The 17575-nt window shown below is 39.3% G+C and carries 12 protein-coding genes; 6 read left to right on the top strand and 6 right to left on the bottom strand.

Annotated features, from left to right (window positions below; genetic code table 11):
• Nucleotides 1-114 precede the first annotated feature (114 nt).
• From dnaG to BUC12_RS11880, 4 genes are all read right to left on the bottom strand, one after another.
• Nucleotides 115-2139 carry a DNA primase gene (dnaG, locus tag BUC12_RS11895; RefSeq protein ID WP_062178024.1) on the bottom strand — a complete coding sequence of 675 codons (2025 nt, stop codon included), beginning with the start codon at nucleotides 2137-2139 and terminating at the stop codon, nucleotides 115-117.
• Nucleotides 2140-2246: 107 nt separating this feature from the next.
• The gene (locus BUC12_RS11890; RefSeq protein ID WP_062178027.1) at nucleotides 2247-3971 is read right to left on the bottom strand and encodes an ABC transporter ATP-binding protein; all 1725 of its coding nucleotides are present in this window, start codon (nucleotides 3969-3971) and stop codon (nucleotides 2247-2249) included.
• Complete coding sequence (locus tag BUC12_RS11885) at nucleotides 3972-4979, bottom strand: NAD-dependent epimerase/dehydratase family protein (protein WP_062178031.1); 1008 nt, start codon at nucleotides 4977-4979, stop codon at nucleotides 3972-3974.
• Between the two features lie 21 nt (nucleotides 4980-5000).
• Nucleotides 5001-6809, bottom strand: a complete 1809-nt coding sequence (locus BUC12_RS11880) for a hypothetical protein (protein WP_139262053.1) — start codon at nucleotides 6807-6809, stop codon at nucleotides 5001-5003.
• A 235-nt stretch (nucleotides 6810-7044) separates the two neighbouring features.
• Here BUC12_RS11880 and rnr point away from each other — a divergent pair, with 235 nt between their 5' ends.
• From rnr to pgl, 6 genes are all read left to right on the top strand, one after another.
• Nucleotides 7045-9195 (top strand): ribonuclease R, encoded by a 2151-nt coding sequence (rnr, locus tag BUC12_RS11870; RefSeq protein WP_062178041.1) that lies wholly within the window; start codon nucleotides 7045-7047, stop codon nucleotides 9193-9195.
• 127 nt (nucleotides 9196-9322) lie between these two features.
• Nucleotides 9323-10759: an MBOAT family O-acyltransferase gene (locus BUC12_RS11865; RefSeq protein ID WP_062178044.1), complete on the top strand. Its 1437-nt coding sequence runs from the start codon at nucleotides 9323-9325 to the stop codon at nucleotides 10757-10759.
• A gap of 3 nt (nucleotides 10760-10762) precedes the next feature.
• Complete coding sequence (locus BUC12_RS11860; RefSeq protein ID WP_062178047.1) at nucleotides 10763-11764, top strand: hypothetical protein; 1002 nt, start codon at nucleotides 10763-10765, stop codon at nucleotides 11762-11764.
• Nucleotides 11765-11861: 97 nt separating this feature from the next.
• Nucleotides 11862-12608 (top strand): 2,3-diphosphoglycerate-dependent phosphoglycerate mutase, encoded by a 747-nt coding sequence (gpmA, locus tag BUC12_RS11855; protein WP_062178050.1) that lies wholly within the window; start codon nucleotides 11862-11864, stop codon nucleotides 12606-12608.
• 336 nt (nucleotides 12609-12944) lie between these two features.
• A complete protein-coding gene (gene zwf, locus BUC12_RS11850) occupies nucleotides 12945-14474 on the top strand; it encodes a glucose-6-phosphate dehydrogenase (RefSeq protein ID WP_062178054.1) in 1530 nt (509 codons plus the stop codon).
• Nucleotides 14471-15196 (top strand): 6-phosphogluconolactonase, encoded by a 726-nt coding sequence (gene pgl, locus BUC12_RS11845; RefSeq protein WP_062178057.1) that lies wholly within the window; start codon nucleotides 14471-14473, stop codon nucleotides 15194-15196. The genes zwf and pgl overlap by 4 nt, the downstream gene beginning before the upstream one ends.
• Nucleotides 15197-15268: 72 nt before the next feature.
• On the opposite strand, the gene argS is transcribed toward pgl, so the two are convergent.
• The gene (gene argS / locus BUC12_RS11840; RefSeq protein WP_062178059.1) at nucleotides 15269-17071 is read right to left on the bottom strand and encodes an arginine--tRNA ligase; all 1803 of its coding nucleotides are present in this window, start codon (nucleotides 17069-17071) and stop codon (nucleotides 15269-15271) included.
• A gap of 182 nt (nucleotides 17072-17253) precedes the next feature.
• Nucleotides 17254-17520, bottom strand: coding sequence for an HU family DNA-binding protein (locus BUC12_RS11835; RefSeq protein WP_062178062.1), 267 nt, complete (start codon nucleotides 17518-17520; stop codon nucleotides 17254-17256).
• Nucleotides 17521-17575: the final 55 nt, after the last annotated feature.

Here is a 17575-nt window from a genome sequence, read left to right as displayed (position 1 = left end):
AATATACAAACCCTATTGAATTTATTTCGGTAGGGTTTTGTTTTTTATGTAATAGTAAGTATTTATAGATATGCTTCCCCTCCCCTCGAAAAGGATGAGGAGGTTTTGAGTCCTTTAGAATCGTAAAACGACTTTTTCGAGTAATGCTTTAGCCAGAATGTCTTTGATGCGTTTGAGCTCCTGAAATTCGCTCAGAATGGCTGTCGCGGTTTCCGAGTCTCCTTCCTTCCAGCGTTGATTCATCTGATTCATCAATTCTTTTAACTTGAGAGAAATATATGCCTCTTTCAGTTCGAGTAAGGCTAAGGGTACGGATGTTTGCAGTTGTTTTTCTTCGGCTAATGGAGTGTCCTCGCGTTTTACATTCTCGCCATACTGTTTAGTGTGTATTTTTCCCAATTCATACCGGTCTTCTAACAAGTGTGCTGCTAGCTTGCTTATCTCCTGACGGGGATGAGCCAAAAAGTATCTGCTGGGTACGAAATTAGGGTCGTCCATCTGTGTTACAGCTTCGTCTAATATCTCGGTATAAAGAGGTTGCTGAAACCAAAGTCCGTCACGTTCTAAATCGTATTTGATATATTCCAGAACATTTACTTTTTCTTCGTCGGTTAGTTCTGTTTCATCGTCGTTCTGTATCATGGGTAAGTTTCCATACCGTATGATATAATAAAGAATCGATAGTTCATACTTGTCGAGCGTATTTTGCCTGTTGATCCCTGCCTGGGGTTTCAAATCGACAGAAGAGGCTACAACGGCAGCAGCTTCGTATTGAGCCTCGGGAGGAAGGGGTGTATTACCTGTCTGTACAGTACGTTTCTCGTATTCTTTTTCGAGATAGCTTTGCCGCTTCTTATTAACCTCGTTTATAAGCACACGTTCGTCTATCCCCAATAAGTTGCTGCAGTCCCGTATATATACCGAACGGATAATCCCGTCGGGGATAATGGTGATACTGCTCACAATATCAGTAATAAGCGATGCCCGTTTGATAGGGTCATCACCGGCATCTTCGAGAAGCAATTGTGTTTTGAACCGGATAAAATCGACCTCGTGTTCTTTTATATAGTTTTGCAGCGATTCGGCGTTTTGTTTCCGGGCGAATGAGTCAGGGTCTTCTCCATCCGGAAGGAGTACCACTTTGATATTCATACCTTCTTCCAAGAGAAGATCTATCCCTCGTAATGCAGCCTTAATACCGGCGGCATCCCCATCATATAAAACCGTAATGTTGGTTGTGAACCGGTGTATCAGTTTTATTTGTCCGGGTGTAAGAGCCGTTCCGGATGAGGCTACCACATTCTCGATACCCGCCTGATGCATGGATATAACATCTGTATATCCTTCTACAAGGTAGCAGCAATCTGCTTTGGTTATAGCCTGTTTGGCAAAATAAATACCGTATAGCTGATCACTCTTATGATAAATATCACTTTCCGGAGAGTTGACATACTTTCCGGTATTCTCGGCTTTTTTTAGTATACGGCCTCCGAAAGCAACAACTTTGCCCGAAAGGGTATGTACGGGGAACATGACACGGCCTCTGAAACGGTCTACCAGATAATTGTCCCCTTCGATAGTGAGCCCGGTTTTGATAAGGTATTCTTTCCGGAATCCGTTTTTCTGGGCGTCTTGGGTAAAAGCATCTCGTTGTTCGAGACTATATCCCAGTTGGAATTTTTTTATGATATCGTCTCTGAACCCTCTTTCTTTGAAATAGGATAAGCCGATGTTTTTTCCTTCCGAATGATTATGTAATGTGCTGACGAAGTAATTACGGGCATAATCATTCAGAATAAAGAGGCTTTCCCGCTCGTTATATGCATTCTTTTGGTCTTCGGTCAGTTCCCGCTCCTGTATTTCAATGTTATATTTTTTCGCCAGATACCGTAAAGCTTCGAAGTACGAAAGCTGTTCGTGCTTCATTATGAAGTGCACAGCACTTCCCCCTTCGCCGCATGCAAAGCATTTGCAAATATTCTTTGATGCTGAGACATAGAAGGAGGGCGTTTTGTCGGTATGGAACGGGCATAAACCGACTAAATTGACACCCCTCTTTTTGAGTGTGACGAACTCGCCGACTACATCTTCGATGCGGGCGGCTTCTATAATCCGGTCTATGGTGATTTGATCTATCATTGAGGTCTCTCTACAGGAATACGAAGTTAAGAAATAAACTGAGAATAACTTGGCGAATATGCAGGGAGGATATTCACACAGTTATTAACAGCCGGCGAAAGCACCTGCTAGAAAGCAAGTTGCTGCGAATAATATATTTCCTGATATATTTTTGACTTCTCGAGTAACTCCGAGGGAGTTCCTATTGCTTCTATCTGCCCATCTTCGAGTACCACCACCCTGTCTGCCGATTGCATTGTGTTGAGCCGCTGGGTAATGGTCAGTACGGTTGTGTCCTTCAAGGCGGCGCTAAGTCCCGATCTTATTTTTTGTTCCGTATCCGAATCTACTGCGCTGGTGCTGTCGTCAAAAATTAATATACGGGGATTTCGTATCAATGCCCGTGCTATACAGATGCGTTGTTTCTGTCCTCCGGAGACGTTTACTCCACCTCGTCCGAGTAGGGTATTGTACCCGTCGGTAAATGATGAGATGAAGTCATGGGCCTGGGCTATTTTTGCAGCAGCTTCAATTTCTTCATTTGTAGCATTGGGTTTTCCCCACCTTATGTTGTCGATGATACTGCCTGTGAAAAGCTCGTTCTTTTGTAATACCATACCTATCTTGTCATGTAGTTCGGTCAGGTGATAATCTTTTACGTTTGTTCCGTCAATCAGTATTTCGCCCGAAGTGGCATCATATAGTCTGGGGATGAGCTGAACCATTGAACTTTTTGCCGACCCTGTAGCTCCGACAATAGCGATAGTCTCTCCGGATTTTACATGAAAGCTGATATCTTTCAGTATATCATTTTCTCCGCCGGCATGACGAAAATATACATGACGGAAAGTGATATTTCCATCTTTTATCCTGTGCGTATTTTCTAAACCTTTTTTGGTATTAGCCAGTGACGGATCGGTATCCAGTACTTCCAATATACGTTTCGACGAAGCTGATGCACGGGCAAATGCCATCATGATCATCGAAAGCATCATTAGCGATATAAGTATTTGTGCTAGGTAATTGACGAATGATATGAGTTCACCGACTTTCAGTTCGCCCGAGGAGACTTTCAGCCCTCCAAACCATAGTATTGCTATTATGGTAATGTTCATAATTAGCTGCATCACCGGAAATGCCGATACAACTATATTGGATGCATGAATGACCATGTCTCTTAAGTCTTCGCTGCTACGGGCGAATTTTTTGCCTTCGAAATCTTCTCTTACAAAAGATTTGACTACACGTATATTGATCAGATTCTCGCGGACTACGCCATTTAACTTGTCTACTTGTTGCTGTACTTTGATGAAGAGGGGAAATCCTTTTCGCAAGATCAGGTATATACTTATGCTTAACACGGGTATAGCGGCTATGAGGACAAGTGCCAGTTCGGAGTTGATCTTTATGACGAAGAATACAGCCATAATCATCATAAGCGGGGCTCTCAGGAATATCCGCATGCAGATGAGTATAATATGCTGAATTTTCGATATGTCGTTTGTCAGACGTGTTATTAGTGATGCTGAGTTAAATTTGTCGATATCGGAAAACGAAAGTTCCTGTATTTTCCGGAAGAGCTCGTTCCGTAAATCGGTTCCGAATCCGATGGATGTGCGGGATGATGTGTAGATGTTGGCAATACTGGCAATGAGCCCGGCAACGGATACGAGTAACATGTATATCCCGATTGTAGTTACAGCCGATAGATTGCGGGTCATAACACCTTCATCGATGATATGTGCCATGAATAGCGGTTGAATGGTCTCGCTGAATACATTTACCAATATCAGAAACGGGCTGACGATCAATCCTACTTTATATCGTTTTAGTATATTCCAGTATTTTCTCATTTATAACCAGTTGTTTTTTCTGTACCAGGCGACGGATTCTTCTAATCCTTTTTCGAGATTATATTGCGGTGAAAAACCCAGTTCGTCTATAAGCGGGGTAATATCGCATTCCCAGTTGCGTTGTTTCATTATTTTATACTTATCCCGATTGAGGGTCGATGGTTTTTTCGTTATTTTCGAGATTTTTTCTGCCACAACAGAGATAACTTTCAATACCGATAACGGAACTTTAATGCTTAAGACATGCTTTTTGTTCAGTACTTTCTTTACAAGCGCAGTGTATTCCTTGTCGGTATATACATCACCGTCGGCAACAAAATAGCCTTTGTTTTTAACGGGGCTTTGCAGTGCTAAGTAAACAGCTTCTACAAGGTCTTTCACGTAAATAAATGTCAGGTGCTGATCTTGGAATCCGGCTCCGACATCTAAACCTGATTTCACCGTTTTCAGCATCAGAAAATAATCTTTCTCACGCGGCCCGTATACTCCGGTCGGCCGAAGTATCATATACGGGAAATCGGCATGTTTCTGTAAATACTCTTCAGCCTTGATTTTACTTATGCCATATGCCGTATTCGGTTTCGGGTTGTCGGATGTTTTGATCGGGGTATAATTCTTTTCGTCACCTACACCATATGCACTGAGGCTACTCATCAGAACGAATTTTTCGAGGGGAAAACCGGCTTCGTTTAATGCATCTGTAAGGTTAGCCGTGTACCTGAAATTGATTCTGTCGAATTCATCGCTGTTTAGGCATTTTGTTACCCCTGCGTTATGTATAATATAGTCGATTTTACCGTTGTTTTTGATAAAATCCATAAACTGACCGGTTAGTCTTTTTGTGTCACTGAATTCTAAATCAATAAATTGTATTCGCGGGTCTTGGAGGTATTCCCTGCTACTGCTGCGTCTGACTCCTGCCCATACCTGCCAGCCTAAGTCAAGTGCTTTTTCAACTAAAAAACTGCCAATAAATCCGCTGGCACCGGTTATTATGATCTTTTTCATCCTCGACAAAACGAAATTTATTTATCGTTGTAACGGTTTACCGAACTCAAATGTTTTGATGCATGACAAACCTTCTAATATTTCTTTTTCTGTGCCCACGTTATTTACATAGAGAGAAATTGAGCAACCGTGTGCAAAGGTAATAGCTGTTGAGTAATAAAACTTCCCTAATTGGTAAATCATTACATTCCATGTCGTATTTCCTGCTTTTATAACATTTGCCTGAATGTTGGAGATTCTCGAATTTCCGCCCCACGCTCGGACGTGGTCGCGTAATGCTTCTTCCATATTTTCGGGCTTTTCGTTTTGTGATATAAATAGCAAAAGAGGAGTTCTGTCACTGTATATATTCAGCCCGAAGGAATCGGTTGGTTTTGCTTTCATAATAATGCCGCTTGATGACATTTTGGCGCTTTTGCCGGATCGCGAAACCTGATAATCTTCGGGATCCCACGGAAGCTCGAATTTTAAGCCTAAGTCCATCATTTCCCATTTCGATGAAATAGAAAGATCGGGGTCGGGAATGTCGATTGCGGTAAACTCTACTTGCTCTCCTTCTTCAAGTGGTATAAGGTTCTGTAAGCCGGGTAAGGTTTTTCCCTGCCACCTGTAAGTGGAGAGTAATTTGTGTACATTGATCCGGTTTTTCAACGAATAACCGAAAACGCGTACATTATAGAATGAATTGCTTCCGTTGTCGAAAAATATATCCAATGTACCTTGATCTTTAGAACCGTAAAAATAAATATAAAAAAGGGTGTTATCCGATCGTACTTTAGCGGAATGGGAGACTTTGTAATTCTTTTTAAGAGGTTCTATATATTCGTCCGGATTATTTATGTTAGCGGAAAGGCTTAGACTAAGATTAAAATCTTTCATAAAATAAAATTCGCTGCATGACTTATTGTTGATATAGTCATTTTTGTCGACATAAATATATAGAGAGTCTTCTCCAGTTTCGGAAATATAATTTGTGTTGACAAGATATTCTGTTGAAGCCGGTATTTCGATTTCTGTTTCGGTAAAAGTATTTATGGCTTTATTCTTCCGGGTTGTTGTTCCCCTGTAATAATCGAATTTGTATTCTTCGTTCTTCGCCAAATCCACCCGTTTCTCCTTTTTATAATACCTGTATTTAGTTCGGGTTTCGTATTCGGTACGTTTTTGGAATAGATTCTTCGAGGTGATACTTTCTATTATGTTTATATATCGTTGTTGATCGGATGCATCGGGTACTACGGTTAAATCGAGATAAAAATTGAAACAATACTCATCTTTGTAAAAAGTATATTGATAGTACGATAATTCGTCATCTTCCAGAAAGTGGGTGATAGGTGTACCCAACTTCGATTTTACCGGAATAATGCTTTTATCTTTATCCGAAAGGGTACTGTAAGCATATTTGTAAATATCTCCATTTGGATTTGTGGTAAGAAAATCGGAAATGACGGTATTATCACTTTTCCGTTCTATCTCAAAGATCAAAGCAGGATATTTGTCGGTGTATGATTCGAAAAACTTGAATATACGAGTGCCGAATTCATCCAGATAGCTTAAATCATAGCTGTAATAAGAGACTTTACCTATCTCGAGGGCTACATCGTCTTTTTCAAGAACGGGCACTTTAAAGGTTGTATTTGCCGGAATCGTAAAAGCTATATCGAACTGAGGGAAATTGAACTCGATATCGTATTTTGCTTTTATTGTATTCAGATGCCCGGGCAGAGGGTCTTTATCCTGAATGGCAGTGACAGCTACTTTCTGGCTATAAATTCCAAGCGGGCATAAGAACATTAATAATATAAATAGTGTTGTTTTCTTTAGGCGCATCGGATTATTTGCTTTACGGGTGAAGATCAAATATACATACTTTATGTTTTATGGCAGTATATAGCGATTGTTTATTCTGTAAGCATTTTATCTGAAAACGCCAATATTTAATTATATTTGTAAAAGGGATATTTGTTACGACTAAACCCACAATAGAGAAGATATCCGAATAAGAAACAAAAAACAGGTAACTGTTTCTCATAAAAAGAAACCTGATTAGAAAATATATTTATTTATGTCAAAAAATAAAGTACCCAGTAAAACGCCAAAAAAGAGAAAAAAGAAAAACGATTTGGTGTCAATGGTAATTAACTTCTTTAATAAGAATACGGAGAAAGCATACAATTACAAACAAATAGGTGCCGAGATAGGTATAAAGACCCAGCCCGAAAGGATGTTGCTCATGAATATACTGAGCGATATGGTAGAAGATGCCTTTGTCATAGATACAGGCAAGGGGAAATATAAATCGAATACCAGAGGACTTTTTCTCGAAGGACATTTCGAGCGAAGGAGCAGCGGCAAAAACTTTTTCGTGCCTGATGATGGCGGGGAAAATGTTTTCGTAGCCGAACGCAATTCGGCTCATGCTATGAATGGCGACCGTGTACGTTTGCAAATGCTGGCTCGCCGAAAAGGACGCGGCTCGGAAGGCGAAATTGTAGAAATACTCGATAGAAAACAAACCCGTTTTGTTGGGACATTAAATGTACAGAAGTTCTTTGCCTTTCTGGAAATGGATAGCAAGATTCTGGCGAATGATATTTTTATCCCGAGAGATAAGCTCAAAGAAGGAAAGACCGGGGATAAAGCTTTGGTCGAAATTGTAGAGTGGCCCGACCGGGCTAAGAATCCGGTAGGAGAGGTTATCGATATCTTGGGGGTTGCCGGAACTAATAATGCTGAAATGCATGCCATCCTTGCAGAATTCGGACTTCCGTACAAATATCCGGAAGAAGTAGAGGCTGAAGCCGAAAAAATATCGGACGATATTACGGAAGAAGAAATCGCTAAACGTGAAGATTTCCGTCAAATCACCACTTTTACAATAGATCCACGTGATGCAAAGGACTTTGACGATGCACTGTCTATACGTCAGCTCGATAATGGAAACTGGGAAGTAGGGGTTCATATTGCCGATGTTACTCACTATGTGACTCCCGGCGGAATCATTGATAAAGAGGGCGAATCGCGTGCAACATCTGTTTATCTGGTCGACCGTACCATACCCATGTTGCCCGAGCGTTTGAGTAACGGGCTTTGTTCACTACGTCCGAATGAAGAAAAACTTTGTTATTCGGCTATTTTTGAACTGGACGATAATGCAAAAATCAAAAAATACAGGATCGGACGTACCGTTATTAAATCCGACAGGAGATTCACATACGAAGAAGCTCAGCAGATCATAGAAACCGGTGAAGGTGACTTTAATACTGAAGTGTTGAAGTTGGACTCTTTGGCGAAGAAATTACGTGAAAAGCGTTTCGAAACAGGTTCGATTGCTTTCGAACGGGAAGAAGTACGTTTCGAAATCGATGAAAACGGAAAACCTTTGAGCGTTTATTTTAAAGAGCAGAAAGATTCGAATAAGCTTATCGAAGAGTTTATGCTATTGGCAAATAAAACTGTTGCCGAATTTGTTGGTAAAGTTCCTAAAAGTAAACAAGCAAAGACATTCGTTTACCGTATACATGACTTACCGAATCCCGAAAAATTGCAAAGCTTGTCTGAATTCAGCCGTAAATTCGGTTATAAAGTAAAAACCGATGGAAGTAACATAGCTGTAGCCAAGTCTATCAATCAGCTATTGGATGAGGTGCATAACAAACCGGAAGAAAATCTTATTGCAACCATTGCTGTAAGGGCTATGGCTAAAGCCGTATATTCAACTTCGAATATCGGGCACTACGGTTTGGCATTCGATTACTATACTCATTTTACATCTCCTATCAGACGTTATCCGGATATGATGGTACATCGTCTGCTCACTTTGTATATGAATGGAGGACGGAGCGTCAGTAAAGAGGTTACGGAAGGAGAATGTAAGCACTGTTCTGATATGGAACAGTTGGCAGCAAATGCCGAACGGGCTTCTATCAAGTATAAGCAGGTTGAGTTTATGTCCGACAAAATAGGACGGGTATTCAAGGCTATTATTTCGGGAGTTGCCGAATGGGGTATTTATGCCGAAATAGAAGAGAACAAATGTGAAGGTCTGGTTCCGATGCGCGAATTAGATGACGATTTCTACGAATTCGACGAGAAAAATTACTGTTTGAGAGGAAGACGCAGCAAACGCGAATATCGTTTAGGTGACGAAATTGAAATAAAGGTAGTTAGGGCAAACCTTGAACGCAAGCAGCTCGATTTTGCTATTGTGGAATAAAATAGAGTTTTGTACTTTTGTGCGCTGTTACAACGCACAAAAGTGCGATCTGTAAGGTTAAAAGAGGATGGTCGTTTAAGGGAACGGAGTAATAATAAGGCTTTAAATTAAGGCTTAACATTTCCAGATGTTATTTAATTCAGGCATTTTTGCCATATTCTTCATTTGTGTATTTTTCCTTTATTGGTTTGTTTTTAATAGATCATTAAAGTGGCAGAATGTATTTCTGGCGGTCTGTAGTTATTTTTTCTACGGTTGTTGGGACTGGCGTTTTATGTTTCTTTTGGCTTTTTCTACTTTTCTCGATTATTATTCAGGACTGAAGATCGCCAACTCGGAGTCGCGTAACCTACGTAAATTCTGGCTGATACTGACAGTAAGTATTAATCTGGGTTTTCTCGGGATATTCAAATATTACAATTTCTTTATAGAGTCGTTTGCCGAATTATTGACATGGTTCGGATTAACCCCTCATTTTTCGACACTCAATGTAATTCTTCCTGTCGGTATTTCGTTCTATACATTTCATGGTTTATCGTATGTATTCGATATTTATTTCGGAAAGATAAAACCTACACGTGATCCTATCAATTATTCCTTATTTGTTAGTTTCTTCCCTCTTTTGGTGGCAGGACCTATTGAACGGGCTACACACTTATTGCCACAGGTCGAAAGACCCCGTACATTTAGTTATTCTAAGGCTGTAGATGGGCTGAAGCAGATATTATGGGGATTGTTCAAGAAGGTCGTAATTGCCGATAACTGTGCAGAGCTGGTAAATACTATCTTTGGCTCTCATTGGGCATATTCGGGGAGTACACTCGCTATAGGCGCTATATTGTTTGCGATACAGATATATGGCGACTTTTCCGGGTATTCAGATATCGCTTTAGGTACAGCGCGGCTATTGGGTTTCGAATTGTTGCAAAACTTCCGATTCCCCTATTTCTCCCGTAATATAGCCGAGTTCTGGAGGCGTTGGCATATCTCGCTTTCATCATGGTTCAAAGATTATCTGTACATTCCTCTCGGTGGAAGCCGCGAAGGAATGTTCAAGACTATACGTAATACATTTATTATATTTCTGGTCAGCGGATTCTGGCATGGGGCTAATTGGACGTTTATTATCTGGGGAGGTCTCAATGCTTTGTTTCAGCTGCCTTCGATTATATTTAAGAAGAACAGGCGCCACCTCGATACTGTTGCACAAGGGCGATTATTGCCGACAGTAACAGAAACTGTGCAGGTGGTGACAACATTCTTATTGGCTAGTTTTGCATGGATATTCTTCCGTGCGGAGAATATGACTGTTGCAGTTCAGTATGTCAAAGAAATGTTCTCGGCATCGCTCTTTAGTATGCCTCAGGTATATTCGGGCAAAGTATTCATTGTTGTAGCTATCTTTATGCTGATAGAATGGTGTGGGAGAGAAGGAAAGTATGCTCTGGAGAAATTCTCTGATTCGTGGAAACGTCCGGTACGGTGGGTATTTTATTATGCAATAATACTTACTATATTGTGGATGACAGGCGGAGAGCAACAATTTATTTATTTTCAGTTTTAAGAAATGAAATTGTTTCTGAGAAAGGTACTTTTATTTATGATTTTTCCGGTAATTGCTTTTGTGCTCTTACTGGCAGGATACGTTATATACGACCCTTTCATGGTAGTGAAATCATATTCTGATTATTCACATTCTTTTCAGGTTAACCGAGGACATGTGTCTACTGAAGTCTTCTTACGGAATTATCAAAAGGAAAAATATAACTCTTTCATATTTGGTAGCTCACGCGTGTTTGGTTATCATGCTTCTTCGTGGGAAAAGCATTTGGGGAAAGATGCAAAGGTCTATTCTTTCGATGCATACGGAGAAAAAATATCAGGAATGTACCATAAACTACGTATGCTCGATGAAAAAGGAGTCGATATAAAGAATGTCTTATTGTGTTTTGATACAGACTATACATATCGCCATTTTGATAACGAGCCTTACTTTCTCTATATAGAAGATTACCGCTCGTCTGATATAACATGGATTGAATTCCATAGAGTGCATTTCGAGGCTTATTTCTCCCCGTCGTTCCTTTATTCATTATATGCAAATAAATGGTTCGGAGTAGAAAATGAATATGTGAGATCTCATTATTTCAAACCGGGAGGTGTTGTGTTCGATACGATAACCAATCAGCCGTCCAGACCGGATTTAGATAAAAGAATTCAGGATGAGCCCGATTATTATGAGACCACCCCTTTCTATACTGTAGTCGACAGTTTAAAAATGCCTCCTTACGGATTGATTGATGACAATTATAAGAAATATCTGGAAGGTATTAAAGAAATTTTCGAGAAGCATCATACTAATTATAAAGTTGTGCTGAACCCGTTGTATTCTCAGGCTATCTTTTTCAGTACTGACATGAAGACTATGCAGGGCATATTAGGAGCAGATCATATTTACGACTTTACCGGACATAATTGGATTACTGTTGATAAACATAACTATTACGAAGAATCTCATTTTCGTCCGTTCATTGGAGACAGTATTATGACTTTGATTTATAATAATTAAGTCATAGCTCTTTAGAGAGTCAATCCGATTTTGTATTTTTGTATGACTTAAAAAAACGAGATCTATTTTTAGACTAATCTATTAAAATAAGAAATATATGAAAAAAGTAGTTTTGATCCGTCATGGAGAGAGCCAATGGAATCTTGAAAATCGTTTTACTGGTTGGACTGATGTTGATTTGACCGAAAATGGTGTTCAGGAAGCTATCAAAGCCGGTAAATTATTGAAAAAAGAAGGTTTTAAATTCGAAAAAGCTTATACTTCTTTTCTTAAAAGAGCTAATAAGACTTTGAATACTATTCTTGACCAAATGGACTTGGACTGGATTCCTGTTGAAAAATCTTGGAGACTTAATGAAAAACATTATGGCATGCTTCAGGGTTTGAACAAAGCGGAAACTGCTGAAAAATATGGTGATGAGCAAGTTCTTATCTGGAGACGTAGCTATGATGTTCCTCCTGCACCGTTAGATCTAAGTGATTCTCGTTCGGCATCGCAAGACCCTCGTTATGCAGGTGTGCCTAAAGCATTTGTTCCTCAGACAGAGGCGTTGAAAGATACAGTAGAACGTATTCTTCCTTACTGGTTGGAAGTTATATATCCTTCTTTAGTAAATCATGATGAAATAATCGTTGCTGCTCATGGTAACAGCTTACGTGGTATTATTAAATACCTAAAAGGTATTTCTGACGAGAATATCGTTAGCTTAAACTTGCCAACAGCTGTGCCTTATGTATTCGAATTTGATGATGATTTAAATTTCGTAAAAGATTATTTCTTGGGAGATCCTGAAGAAATCAAAAAGTTGATGGATGCAGTAGCAAATCAAGGAAAGAAAAAATAAGTTATAAGCTTATATTATAAATACTTTACACCCGGTGATTGTCTATTACCGGGTGTTTTTTGTTCGGTGATTTAAAATCTAATTATAAGAAATCGGTTTTTATAGATAATATAAATTGAGTATCGGTATTCATCAAAGCTCTTTATTTCAGAATGTTGTTTGCCTGCTTTTCTTTTGAACGCAAAAATATCCTTATTCTGTTCTGATAATCACAACAAATAAGTAATTTTAGATGTTGATAAATAAACTGATACATCAGTTTATTATAGTTGTCGAAATATAGAGTCGCAAATAATACAAAATAAAAAGCTGGTTTAGCTATAAATATATACGCATATGAAAAAAATACAGGATCAGATACTAGTTATATTCGGTGCATCAGGCGATCTGACTTATCGTAAATTGGTACCTGCTCTATTTGATTTGTATAAACAAAAATCATTACCCGATAACTTTGTTATGCTGGGAGTAGCCCGTTCTGATTTTTCGGACGAATTGTTCAGGGAAAAGATGGTTGATGGAATACGTCAGTTTTCACTCTCGAAAGATGCTCCGCAAGCAGATGTTGATGCTTTTGCCGATAAGTTGTATTACTTATCGATAAATACGGAAGATTCGAAAGAATATACAAAACTAACGCAAAAGCTGGATCTGTTAGATTCTGAAAAAAATACAGAAGGAAATTATTTGTTCTATCTCTCAACCCCTCCTAATTTATATCCGCTTATTCCGAAATTTTTAGCTGAACAGGGATTGAATAAAGCGAAGGGTAAGATACGCCGTATTGTTATCGAAAAACCTTTTGGAACAGACCTGAAATCTGCTGTTTATCTGAATAAAGGGTTACTTGCCGATTATGAAGAAGACCAGATTTACCGTATGGATCATTATTTGGGTAAGGAGACTGTTCAGAATCTTCTGGTAACGCGTTTTTCGAACAGTATATACGAGCCACTTTGGAACCGTAATTATATACATCATGTTGAGATTACGGCAGCAGAGAGTTTAGGTGTAGAGAATAGAGGAGGATATTATGATCAATCGGGAGCTATGCGCGATATGATACAAAATCATTTGCTGCAATTATTGGCTTTGGTAGCGATGGAACCTCCCACAGTGATAGAATCGGATGCTATCCGTAATGAAAAATTGAAAGTATTCCAGGCAATACGCCCTTTGTCTCAGGATGATATTTTAAACAATGTTATCAGAGGACAATATACAGCCGCAAAAGTGAAAGGTAAGCCCCAAAAAGGCTATAGGGAAGAAAAAGGGGTGAATCCAGATTCCCGTACGGAGACTTATCTGGCTCTGAAGCTTTACATTGATAACTGGCGTTGGGGCGATGTTCCTTTCTATATCAGATCGGGTAAACACTTACCTACACGGGTTTCGGAAATTGTGATACATTTCCGTCCGACTCCACTCAATTTATTTATCGATAATAAAGAATATTGCAATGATGGCAATATCTTGGTAATACGGATACATCCTGATGAAGGTATTCTGCTGAAAACAGGAATGAAGGTACCCGGTGCAGGTTATAAAGTGAAGGAAGTGAATATGGATTTTCATTATTCACAGTTGCAGGATACATATGTACCCGGTGCTTACGAGCGTTTGCTTCTTGATGCCATGTTGGGCGATTCTACATTGTATACCCGAGGCGATGCTCTGGAGGCTGCATGGCGTTTTGTTCAACCGATTCTTGACTATTGGAAGAATAACCCCGAAGCTCCTCTGTACGGTTATCCTTGCGGCTCGTGGGGGCCGAATGTTGCGGATAGTTTGATTGAAGGTAAAAATATGACTTGGCGTTATCCTTGTAAAAACTTATCCGATGACGGAATTTATTGCGAATTATGATGAAAGATATAATTAATATTTACAAAGACGGTGAAGCCCTTAGTGAGGGATTTACTAAGTTGTTGAACGATGAATTGGCTCAAAAAGAGCGGGTGAATATATCGTTATCGGGAGGGACTACTCCTAAAACGATATTCAAATACTGGTCTGAAAAGTGTCAGGATTCGGTCGATTGGCGTCGCCTTATTTTCTATTGGGGAGACGAGCGTTGCGTATTACCCGGAAACGAGAACAGTAATTATGGTATGACCAAAGAATACCTGTTTAATAATGTTCCGGCTATTTCGAAACGCCAGATTCACCGTATTCATGGAGAAGGAGAACCCGATGAAGAGGCTATCTGGTATAGTAATATACTGAAAGGGTTTGTACCTTATGAAAACGAAATTCCCTCGTTTGATATAATGATGCTCGGATTAGGTGATGATGGACATACTGTGTCTATTTTTCCTTATCAGATCGATTTGTGGGATAGCCCTGAAAATTGTGTAGTGGCTAAACATCCCGAATCAGGAATGACCCGTATAAGCTTATCCGGAAAAGTGGTCAATAACTCCCACAATATAGCTTTTCTGGCTATGGGAAAAGGAAAGGCAGAGAAGGTGAAACAGATTATAGAACAACGTGATCAGTTTTTTGACAAATATCCGGCTGCTCGTGTTAATCCTTCTTTCGGAAAACTGTATTGGTTTCTTGATGAGGAAGCCGCAAGCTTATTGTAAGATTTTAGTATGTTATAAAGAAAACGGATGGCTGATTAGCCATCCGTTTTCTTTATAATATCTTATTAAGCATTACATTCTGTCTGGAACTTCTATTCCTAACAACTGCATTCCTTTCTTTACTGTGAGTGAAATATTCTTAGACAATACTAATCTGAAGTTACGTATATCTTCGTTTTCCTCCTTCAATATCGAATGGTCATGATAGAATTGATTGTATTCTTTAACCAGTTCGTATATATAATTGGCGATAACCGCAGGGCTGTATTCGTCTCCGGCCTGTTTTACAATGGAGCCAAATTCAGATAGAAGCTGGATTAGAGATTCTTCTTTTTCGGTTAGTTCAATCTTATTGTTCAACGTATCCGAAATGACAATTCCAGCATCAGCCGATTTGCGCAAGACCGATTGAATACGGGCATATGTATATTGAATAAAAGGACCGGTATTTCCATTAAAATCGATAGATTCTTTCGGGTTGAATACCATGTTCTTTTTAGGGTCTACTTTCAGTATAAAATACTTTAATGCTCCCAGTCCGACAATGCGCGCAATATTGTTCGCTTCGTCATTGGTACAGTTGTCTAGCTTTCCTAATTCATCTGAAGTTTCGCGGGCTGTGGCTACCATTTCTTCTATCAGGTCATCGGCATCTACAACGGTGCCTTCGCGTGACTTCATACGTCCCATCCCTTTAGGTAATTCTACCATTCCATAAGAAAAGTGTACCAGGTCTTTCCCAAACTTAAACCCGAGCTTGTCTAATAAGATTGCTAGTACCTGGAAATGGTAATTTTGTTCATTTCCAACTACATAAATCATTCTATCTATATGGTAATCATCATAGCGTAGCTTGGCTGTTCCTATATCCTGAGTCATGTATACGGAGGTTCCATCTCCACGGAGAAGCAGTTTCTGATCTAACCCGTCGTTTGATAAATCCGCCCAAACGGAATTGTCTTCTTTTTTGAAAAATACACCTTCTTCAAGTCCTCTTAAAGCTTCTTGTTTTCCTTCGAGGTATGTTTCCGATTCGTAGTAGATTTTATCGAAATCGACACCCAATACTTTGTATGTTTTGTCAAATCCTGCATAAACCCAACTATTCATAGTTTTCCAAAGTTCGACCGTTTCAGTGTCTCCGTTTTCCCATAGGCGGAGCATTTCCCGGGCTTCAGCCATTAGAGACGATTGGGCTTCAGCTTCTTCTTTAGTCAAACCTTTTTCTTCCTGTAGTTTGTTTAATTCTTCCTTGTAATGTTTATCAAACAATACATAAAATCTGCCAACCAGATGGTCTCCTTTTTCTCCCGTCGATTCAGGTGTTTCTCCATTCCCCCATTTTTTCCATGCAAGCATCGATTTACAGATATGGATTCCACGGTCGTTTACAATGTTTGTTTTAATAACATTGTTGCCGTTTGCCTGAAGTATCTCGGAGATAGAGAATCCTAAAAGGTTATTACGGATATGTCCGAGGTGGAGTGGTTTGTTGGTGTTTGGAGATGAGTATTCAACCATGATCAAAGGCGAACCTTCTGTCGGTTTGCGAGTACCATATTCGGGGGTTGTATTTATTTCAGATAAAAGTTCCAGCCAGCACGAAGTGGCAATCTCAAGATTAAGAAACCCTTTGACTACATTAAACCCTGCGATATATTTACTGGTCTTAGATAACCATTCCCCGATTTCCCGAGCTGTTTGTTCGGGGCTTTTTCGTGATATTTTTAAGAAAGGGAACGTAACCAATGTCAGATGTCCCTTAAATTCTTTACGAGTTTTCTGTAGTTGAGCCAGAGACGCGTCTATCTCTGTTCCGTACAAATCTTTGATCGCCGATACTACTTCGGTTTCTATTGCCTGTTCTATTTTCATCCGTAAATCAATTTCGTCTTATTATATTTTAGGCTACAAAGCTACAAAAAAGGAATTTAAGGACACAGACCTTTACCGGTCTTTTGTATAGTTTATATAGATTGTGTTGTCTGCAATAGTGATGGGATAAAAAAAAGCAGGAAAGATAGATCTTCCCTGCTTTTTTGTCTTTTTACTTGCAATTACAAGTTAGCTAGTTCGGCACCTGCTTTGAATTTCACAACTTTTTTTGCAGGAATATTGATTGTTGCTTTTGTTCTAGGATTAATTCCTTTTCTTGCTGCTTTTTCAGTAACAGAATATGTACCGAAACCTACAAGGGCAATTTTTTCTCCTTTTTTCAATTCTTCACCAACAGTTTCAATAAATGCATCTAGTGCTTTTTTTGCATCAACTTTGCTTAGTCCAGCTTTTTCTGAAATAGCATTAATCAATTCAGTCTTATTCATAATAATGCAATAAATAATTAGTTAAAATAAATTTGATTTTGTTTAACGATTCGCC

Source organism: Indolivaga macrotermitis, assembly GCF_900128985.1.
GTDB classification, from domain to species: Bacteria; Bacteroidota; Bacteroidia; order Bacteroidales; family Dysgonomonadaceae; genus Dysgonomonas_A; species Dysgonomonas_A macrotermitis.
The sequence above is the reverse complement of the archived record's forward strand: the minus strand, read 5'-3'. Positions and strand labels throughout refer to the sequence as shown.

What these genes read in the sequence shown, in the direction of transcription:
- BUC12_RS11880 (WP_139262053.1), bottom strand. Translation starts at nt 6,809, where the DNA reads ATGCGCCTAAAGAAAACAACACTATTTATATTATTAATGTTCTTATGC.
- dnaG (WP_062178024.1), bottom strand. Translation starts at nt 2,139, where the DNA reads ATGATAGATCAAATCACCATAGACCGGATTATAGAAGCCGCCCGCATC.
- gpmA (WP_062178050.1), top strand. Translation starts at nt 11,862, where the DNA reads ATGAAAAAAGTAGTTTTGATCCGTCATGGAGAGAGCCAATGGAATCTT.
- BUC12_RS11885 (WP_062178031.1), bottom strand. Translation starts at nt 4,979, where the DNA reads ATGAAAAAGATCATAATAACCGGTGCCAGCGGATTTATTGGCAGTTTT.
- BUC12_RS11865 (WP_062178044.1), top strand. Translation starts at nt 9,323, where the DNA reads ATGTTATTTAATTCAGGCATTTTTGCCATATTCTTCATTTGTGTATTT.
- BUC12_RS11890 (WP_062178027.1), bottom strand. Translation starts at nt 3,971, where the DNA reads ATGAGAAAATACTGGAATATACTAAAACGATATAAAGTAGGATTGATC.
- rnr (WP_062178041.1), top strand. Translation starts at nt 7,045, where the DNA reads ATGTCAAAAAATAAAGTACCCAGTAAAACGCCAAAAAAGAGAAAAAAG.
- BUC12_RS11835 (WP_062178062.1), bottom strand. Translation starts at nt 17,520, where the DNA reads ATGAATAAGACTGAATTGATTAATGCTATTTCAGAAAAAGCTGGACTA.
- pgl (WP_062178057.1), top strand. Translation starts at nt 14,471, where the DNA reads ATGATGAAAGATATAATTAATATTTACAAAGACGGTGAAGCCCTTAGT.
- BUC12_RS11860 (WP_062178047.1), top strand. Translation starts at nt 10,763, where the DNA reads ATGAAATTGTTTCTGAGAAAGGTACTTTTATTTATGATTTTTCCGGTA.
- zwf (WP_062178054.1), top strand. Translation starts at nt 12,945, where the DNA reads ATGAAAAAAATACAGGATCAGATACTAGTTATATTCGGTGCATCAGGC.
- argS (WP_062178059.1), bottom strand. Translation starts at nt 17,071, where the DNA reads ATGAAAATAGAACAGGCAATAGAAACCGAAGTAGTATCGGCGATCAAA.